Here is a 7,944-nt window from a genome sequence, read left to right as displayed (position 1 = left end):
GGTCAGTTGGTGTTGTTGGTGTTGTTGACGAGGCTGATGAGCGTGTTGGCGGCGAGGGTGGAGGAGTTGGGGTTCTGGCCGGTGATGAGGAGGCCGTCGGTGAGGACGTAGGGCTGCCAGTCGGCGGCCTTGGAGTAGTGGCCGCCGAGCTTGGTGAGTTCGTCTTCGACGAGGAAGGGAACGACGTCGGTGAGCTGGACGGCTTCTTCTTCGGAGTTGGTGAAGCCGGTGACCTGCTTGCCCTGGACGAGGGGGGTGCCGTCCTCGTTGGTGGCGTGGCGCAGGACGCCGGGGGCGTGGCAGACGAGGGCGAGGGGTTTGCCGGCGCGCAGGATGGTCTCGATCAGCTTGACGGAGTCGGTGTCCTCGGCGAGGTCCCAAAGCGGTCCGTGGCCGCCGGGGTAGAAGACGGTGTCGTAGTCGTCGGGGGTGACGGTGTCCAGGCGGATGGTGTGGGTGAGTGCGGTGACTGCTTCGGGGTCGGTTTCGAAGCGGCGGGTGTCATCGGTCCGGAAGGCGGGTTCGTTGCTCTTGGGGTCCAGGGGCGGCCGGCCGCCCTGGGGTGAGGCGAGGACGACGTCCCAGCCGGCGTCCTTGAAGCGGTAGTACGGGGCGGCCAGCTCCTCCAGCCAGAACCCGGTCTTCAGGCCGGTGTCCCCCAGCTCGTCGTGCGAGGTCAGAACGATAAGAACCTTCATGTCGCGATTTCTCCTGTCAGTGGTTCAGTAGACCGGCCGGCTCTGGGGTCGTGTTCCGACAGCCATGACCAGCCATGACTATACGACCGGTCTAATCATTGAGCAACAGCCTCCCGCCAATCCGGAGACGAGAACGGACGGACGCTCGAAACCGCCGTGAAGGCCGACGCGGCACCAATGAAGCGCCCGTCGCCGCACCGCCCCCACCGAGCGAGCGAGTCCCCGTCGCCATGGACGACGCCAACGGGCCTGGCCGCACCCACTAGACGACTGGTCTACGAATCTGTTACGGTGCGGCCATGCCGGTCACCACGCACCACACCAAGGACTCCCGCCGCAGCATCCTGGATGCCGCCCGGCGGATCATGACCCGTAAGGGCTACTCGGCGGTCGGCATCAACGAGGTGCTCGCCGAAGCCGGTGTGCCGAAGGGATCGTTCTACCACTACTTCGCCTCGAAGGACGCGTTCGGCGAAGCGCTGCTGAAAAACTACTTCGAGGAGTACCTCGCCGACATGGACCGCACGCTCGCGCGGTCCGGCGGGTCCGGGGCCGACCGCCTGACGGCCTACTGGGAGAAGTGGCGGCGCACCCAGGGCCTCGACGACTGCCAGGGCAGGTGCCTCGCCGTGAAACTCGGGGCGGAGGTCGCCGACCTGTCGGAATCGATGCGGCTCGCACTCAAAGAGGGCACAGGCGCGATCATCGACCGCCTGGAACAGACCATCACCGAGGGCATCGAGGACGGCTCCCTCACACTCGACGGACCCCCGGCCGACACCGCACAGGCCCTCTACGACCTGTGGCTCGGCGCAAGCGTCAGGGCCAAGATCCAGCGCAGCCCCACCCCACTCGACACCGCCTCAGCCGTCACCCACCGAATCCTGCACACCCCCCAGCCCTGACCCCACCCCACCCCACCCCGGCCCGGCCCGAGAGGCGCACGGTGCCGGACAGCGGGCCGGAGACACACCGGAGGTGCCCGGTGCCCGGACAGGCGAGAGCCCCGCCCGGATTCCACTGCCGGACGGGGCTCCTCCCTGAGGGGCTACAGGGCGAGTCCGGTGAGGACAAGGACCCGCTCGTAGGTGTAGTCGTCCATCGCGAAGGCGACACCCTCGCGGCCGACGCCGGACTGCTTGGCACCGCCGTAGGGCATCTGGTCGGCGCGGTAGGACGGTACGTCGCCGATGATCACGCCGCCGACCTCCAGGGCGCGGTGGGCGCGGAATGCGGTCTGGACGTCATGGGTGAAGACGCCCGCCTGGAGGCCGTACTTGGAGTCGTTGGCGGCGGCGAACGCCTCGGCCTCGCCGTCGACCCGGGTGACGGTGAGGACCGGGCCGAAGACCTCCTCGCAGGCGATGGTGGCATCGGCCGGGACATCGGTCAGCACGGTCGGCGCGTAGGAGGCGCCGTCGCGGCTGCCGCCGGCCAGGAGCTTGGCGCCCGCGCCGACGGCCTCGTCGACCCAGGTCTCGACGCGCTTGGCGGCGTCCTCGCTGACCAGGGGGCCGACATCGGTGGCGTCGTCCGAGGGGTCGCCGGTGACCTGGGCCTCGACGGCCGCGACGATCCTCGGCAGCAGGCGGTCGTAGACGGAGGCGTCGGCGATCACCCGCTGGACGGAGATGCAGGACTGGCCGCCCTGGTAGTTGGAGAAGGTGGCGATACGGGTCGCCGCCCAGTCCAGGTCCTTGTCGGACGCCCAGTCGGCGAGGACGACGGCCGCGCCGTTGCCGCCCAGTTCCAGGGTGCAGTGCTTGCGCGGGACCGAGTCCATGATCGCGTAACCGACCGGTCCCGAGCCGGTGAAGGAGATCACCGGGAGGCGCTCGTCCTGGACGAGGGCGGGCATCCGGTCGTTCGGGACGGTGAGGACCGACCAGGAACCGGCGGGCAGCTCGGTCTCGGCCAGCAGCTCGCCGATGATCAGCGCGGAGAGCGGGGTGGCGGGGGCCGGCTTAAGGATGATCGGGGCGCCCGCCGCGATGGCCGGGGCGACCTTGTGGGCGCTGAGGTTCAGCGGGAAGTTGAACGGCGCGATCCCGAGGACGACGCCCTTGGGGACCCGGCGGGTGAGCGCGAGCCGGCCGGTGCCGGCCGCGTCGGTGTCCAGGCGCTGGGCCTCGCCGCCGTTGAAACGGCGGGCCTCCTCGGCCGCGAAGCGGAAGACGGAGACGGCCCGGCCGACCTCGCCTCGGGCCCACTTGACCGGCTTGCCGTTCTCGGCGGAGATCAGCCGGGCGATGTCCTCGGTGCGCTCGGCGAGCCGCCGGGAGACATGGTCGAGGGCGGCGGCGCGTACATGGGCCGGGGTGGCCGCGAACTCGTCACGTACGGCGTACGCGGCGGCCACGGCCTCCTCGACCTGGGCCTCGGTCGGGACGGAGACCTGACCGACGAGACGTCCGTCCCAGGGGGAGGTGACATCGAAGGCGGTCTCGCCGGTGGCCTGACGGCCGGCGAGCCAGAAGGCGTGGGTTGCGGTCATGTCGTCCCGGCCCTTCCGAGATAGTTGGGGTGCGTCCGTTCCACCGTAGATCCGCGAGCGTCTCTTGCGTATATCCGGTGTGGAGTGGTCGACCGGCGCTCCACTGCGCTTTGGCGTGCCGAAGCACCATGAAGGCCGGTCAGCGGCGGCGTTCCGTGCTGACGATCAGGCAGACGCCCACGACGACGATCGCGCCGCCGACGGCGATGGGCACGCTCAGCTCCTCGCCCAGAACCACGGCCCCGAGCAGGACGGCGACGACCGGGTTGACATACGCGTAGGTCGCGACGAGCGACAGCGGCGCGGACTGCAGCAGCCAGGCGTACGCCGTGAACGCCACCAGGGAGCCGAAGACGAGGAGATAGGCGAGCGCGACCCAGGAGCGGAGGGAGATGTCACTGAACACGAAGTCGTACTGCTCCCCCCGGCCAAGACCCACCAGCGCGCAGCCGATACCCCCCGCGACCATCTCGTACGCACTGGCGGCGAACGGGTTGGCGGGCATGGGAATACGGGAGGAGGCGAAGGAACCCGCCGACCACATGAGGGTCGCGGCGATCACGGTGAGGACGCCCCCGAGGCGTATCTCGCCGCTGAGTCCGGGCAGGGTGAGCACCGTCAGACCCACCAGCCCCAGAAGCACCCCGGTGTACGCGCCGAGTCCGGGCCGGTCACCGGCGGCGCGGCGCAGCAGGACCAGCCAGGCGGGCACGACGGCGACAAGCAGCGCGGCCAGCCCGGAGGGGATGGAGGTCTCCGCGAGCACCACCAGGCCGTTGCCGCCGAGAAGCAGCAGCAGCCCCACGACCACGGCGGAGGCGAGCTGCGCGCGGGTCACCCGGAGCGCCGAGAGCCCCTGCCGCCAGGCGACCAGGGCCGCGAGGATCAGCCCGGCCAGGACGAAGCGGGCCCCGGCCGAGAGAAACGGCGGCATGGTCTCGACGGCGATGGCGATGCCGAGATAGGTCGAACCCCACAGCACGTACACAATGGCGAGCGCACCCCAGACGGCACCGGATATCCGTCGTCCTGGCGGGGTGGGGGCGGACGGGTCCGCTGCGGGGGTGCCGGTGAGGGCGGCGCGCTGTGTCATCGGTGTGTCATCGCGTCATCGGTCCTTGGCGGTACTCGTCAGCACCCATCGGTACGCGTCGGGGCCGGCGATGTCCGTCGGCCTGCCGGTCGTTGGCGACTTTATGGAGCAGGACGCGCACATGCCAAGAACTTTGCCCGATTCCGGGCACAGCTAGCGGAAATCGGTCACCGCGCGGGCGATCGGGCGGTGAATCAGCCCGTCACCCGGGCCCGGCGGACGGGCCGGCGGCAGCTCGGCGAATGGCCCGGCGGACCGCTCGGCGGACCGCTCGGCGGACAGCCCGCTGAGCAGCCCGGTGGCCGACTCACTTCTGTGCCGGGTCCGATGTCGTCTTAAGGGCGAGCCACAGCTCCATCCGCACATCGGGGTCGTCCAGCGAGCGCCCGAGGATCTCCTCCACCCGGCGCATCCGGTAGCGCAGGGTGTGGCGGTGTACGCCCAGGTCGGCGGCGGCGGCGTCCCACTGGCCGTGGCGCGAGAGCCAGGCGCGCAGGGAGGCGACGAGGTCGCCCCGGCCGGTGGCGTCGTGCTCGTACAGCGCCCGGAGCATGCCGTCCGCGAAGGCGCGTACGGCGTCGTCGGCGAGGAGCGGGAGGATCGACCCCGCCGCCAGTTCGTCGTGCTCGACGAGCGCGCGGCCACGCCGGCGGGCGACGGAGAGCGACTGTTCGGACTGCTTGTAGGCACCCGCGGCGGCGATCGGTCCGGTGGGGGCGGAGAGGCCGATCACGATCGCGGTCTCCTCGGCCTCCTTCGCGGCGAACGCGGCGACGCAGACCGTCACCACCGCGCCGCCGTCCGCCGCGAGGACCACCAGCCGTTCGTCGCCCTCCGGTACGACGAGGAGGGTCTCGCCCGCGCGGGAGGCGGCCGACTCCAGCGCTTCGGTGAGTTCTTGCAGGGCCCGGGGAGCCTCGTCCGCCACGTCCTTCACGGTCTCGGCGATCAGCAGCCGGAAGGGGGCGTCGAGCAGGGAGCCGTAGAGGTCCCCGGCGACCGCGCGGGCGTGGTCCGGCTGGCCGGACAGCAGCATCCGCAGCACCGCGGCGCCGAGGCGCTGCTCGGCCCGCTGGAGCGCGCGGGAGCGTTCGGTGGACAGGGTGAGGAGGGCGACGGCCGAGTGGACGGCGTAGCGCTCCGCGGTGCCGAGGGCGGCTCCGGTGCCGACGGCGAGCGCGCCGCGCACCCGCCGCCCGCTGCCCAGCGACTGGAGTTCGACCCGGTCGGCGGCGGTGTCCGCGGGGTCCGCGACCACCGCGCTGGCGGGCGCGGGGCGCTCCCGCAGCCGCTCGACATCGGCGGTGAGCCGGGAGGCCCGGCGGGCGGCCCAGTCGGGTGAGGCGGCGACGACGGACCCCGCGGCGTCGTACAGCGCGGCCCAGCCGTGGACATGGGCGGCCAGCCGGGCCACGACGCCGCCGGGGCCCTCGGCGAGCGCGGCCCGGGTCAGCTCCCGCTGGGCCTCGAAACCGGCGGTCACCGCGCGGTACTGGTCGGCCGCGATCGCCGCCGAGACCGCCTTGGTGATGGCGATGAAGGGGGTGCGGCGCGGTACGGCCAGCAGGGGGAAGTTCTCCTCCCGGGCGGCGTCGAGGAGCGCGTCCGGGATGTCCTCGTAGTTCACGCCGACCGCGAAGCCGAGGCCGACGACGCCCGCGTCCACCAGCCTGCGCACATAGCGGCGCATGGCATCGCGGTCCTCGGCGTCCAGGGTCATGGCGGTGACCAGCAGCAGCTCGCCGCCCTCCAGATAGGGGACGGGGTCGGTCAGCTCGCTGACGTGCGCCCAGCGCACCGTGGTCTCAAGCCGCTCCTCCCCGGCGCGCACGGTGAGCTTGAGCGCGGAGTGCTGGACGAGGGACGCGAGAGTGGGCGGCATCGGACCTTCAGGTCGTGGAGGGGCGGGGAGGGGCGGGGAGAGCAAGGACGGCGAGGCGGGCACGGAGGAGCAAGGCGGACGCGGAGGGGCGAGGAGAGCGAGGCGAGACGGTCGCGGTGGGCAGGGACACGGTGGATTTCGCCGTCCCGTATGAACGGCATGCCTCGATTCTGCCAGGTCGTAGCAGACCGTTCCGGTGGCAAGGGCGGCGAATCCTCCGTTACGTCCGGAGACCACGTCCGCGGAGTCCGGGGATCACGTCCGCAGATCCACCAGCAGCGGCGGTGCGTGTTCGCCCCGTACGGTCGTCAGGGAGAGCACCGCGTGACCGGCGGGCACCGCGTGCGCCAGGTCGGACGCGGACCAGCGGGCGCGCTCGACCTCACGGACGGTGACGGCCTCGGAGGTGACGGCCCGGCCGGTGACCAGTCGGCGCATCATGTGCAGCGCCTTGGTGAGCGGTTCATCGGAGATGATCTGCCGGTTGGTGACATCGCGGGTCTGCACCCACTCGGTGCCCCAGGTCTCGGCGAACCGGTTGCCGTCCCACGGCGCAAGCCCGGAGAACGCCATCCGGCAGCCGACCGCGCCGAGCAGCGGCCCGCGCAGGGGCTCCGGGACGTCCTCCAGGGTGCGCAGCGCGAGCAGCACCCCGGCGTTGGCGGAGCGCAGCCGCTGGATGGCGCGTACGGAGTCGGCGGTGACGGTGCGGGTGGCGTCGTCGAGGACGAGCAAGGCGAACAGGGCCCGGTCCGTACGGTTCAGCGCGGCCTCGGTGAACTGCGCGAGCAGCATCCGGGCGATGATCCGCGAGGCTTCGGCGTGGCCGCGCTCGGGCAGGTCGATCCGGACGCGCAGCGGGTGCTCGATGGCCCGCAGCGAGAACTGCCGCCCGCCGCCGTCGGTCCGGAAGAACGCCGCGAACGCGGGCCGGTCGAGGAACGCGATCCGCTCGGCGAGCAGGACCCCGATGTCATCGGCGCGGGCGGACTGCCGCTCCCGGGCGTCCAGCTCCCGTAGCTGCGCCGCCGCCCCCGCCCCGCCGCGGTCCTCCAGCGCCTGCCGCAGGGCGCCGGCCGCGGCGGCCGAGCCGCCGAGGAGTTCCCGCAGCTCGGGTACGGCGGGAAACCGCCCGTGGACCCACTGGTACGGCCCGATGAGCTGGGCGAGCGCGGTGGCGGCCCGCCGGCTGTCGCCCCCGGGCAGGGTCGCCGTCAGATCTCCGACGAGGGCTTCGGCGAGTGTCCTGGCGGCTTCGTCGGGGTCGTCGGCGCCGCCGTAGAGGTCCAGATCGTGGGTGGCCCCGGGCCGCCCCACCGCGATCACCAGGTCGAAGGCGTCGTCGGCGGCCAGTCCGCTGCCCTGCGCGGTGACGGTGACCACGGCGGCCCGGTTGGCGAGGGCCAGCAGACACATCGACTCGACGACGGGCCGCACCAGCCGGACGCTCTTGCCGCACCCGGACGGCCCGACGGCCAGGAGCGAGGTGCCGAGCAGGGCGGGGTCGAGGGCGACACCGGTGGTACGGCGGGGGTACGGATTGCGGTCACCGCCGTCGGCGGTGCCGATCCTGACCTGGTGGACCAGCAGATCGTGCCGGGCCGCGCGCATCGGCAGATCACGGGCGCCCGAGGGGTGCACGAAGGCCGCGGCGCCCTTGGCGAGCACCGTCTCGGTGAAGAGCTGGAGGCGGGACGGGTCGGCCTGGACGCTCCCCCAGGCCCGGCGGATGCGCGCGTAATCGACGTCGTTCATCCGGCCCGCAGCGGCCTCCTCG

At 72.2% G+C, this 7,944-nt stretch carries 6 protein-coding genes; 1 reads left to right on the top strand and 5 read right to left on the bottom strand.

Annotation, left to right across the window (positions count from 1 at the left end; genetic code table 11):
* Nucleotides 1-2 precede the first annotated feature (2 nt).
* Nucleotides 3-698: a type 1 glutamine amidotransferase domain-containing protein gene (locus ACWF94_RS09380; RefSeq protein WP_453486270.1), complete on the bottom strand. Its 696-nt coding sequence runs from the start codon at nucleotides 696-698 to the stop codon at nucleotides 3-5.
* A gap of 299 nt (nucleotides 699-997) precedes the next feature.
* Here ACWF94_RS09380 and ACWF94_RS09375 point away from each other — a divergent pair, with 299 nt between their 5' ends.
* Nucleotides 998-1,603: a TetR/AcrR family transcriptional regulator gene (locus tag ACWF94_RS09375; protein WP_453486268.1), complete on the top strand. Its 606-nt coding sequence runs from the start codon at nucleotides 998-1,000 to the stop codon at nucleotides 1,601-1,603.
* 143 nt (nucleotides 1,604-1,746) lie between these two features.
* On the opposite strand, the gene ACWF94_RS09370 is transcribed toward ACWF94_RS09375, so the two are convergent.
* The 4 genes from ACWF94_RS09370 to ACWF94_RS09355 form a co-directional block, all read right to left on the bottom strand.
* The gene (locus ACWF94_RS09370; RefSeq protein WP_453486266.1) at nucleotides 1,747-3,192 is read right to left on the bottom strand and encodes an aldehyde dehydrogenase family protein; all 1,446 of its coding nucleotides are present in this window, start codon (nucleotides 3,190-3,192) and stop codon (nucleotides 1,747-1,749) included.
* A 139-nt stretch (nucleotides 3,193-3,331) separates the two neighbouring features.
* Nucleotides 3,332-4,285: an EamA family transporter gene (locus tag ACWF94_RS09365; RefSeq protein WP_453486264.1), complete on the bottom strand. Its 954-nt coding sequence runs from the start codon at nucleotides 4,283-4,285 to the stop codon at nucleotides 3,332-3,334.
* 307 nt (nucleotides 4,286-4,592) lie between these two features.
* The gene (locus ACWF94_RS09360; protein ID WP_453486262.1) at nucleotides 4,593-6,167 is read right to left on the bottom strand and encodes a PucR family transcriptional regulator; all 1,575 of its coding nucleotides are present in this window, start codon (nucleotides 6,165-6,167) and stop codon (nucleotides 4,593-4,595) included.
* A gap of 255 nt (nucleotides 6,168-6,422) precedes the next feature.
* Nucleotides 6,423-7,944: ATP/GTP-binding protein (locus ACWF94_RS09355; RefSeq protein WP_453486260.1), on the bottom strand; the 1,522-nt coding region annotated here is incomplete at its 5' end.

The sequence above is a fragment of the Streptomyces sp. NPDC055078 genome (genome assembly GCF_053607985.1).
This window is presented reverse-complemented; position numbering and strand designations above follow the sequence as displayed.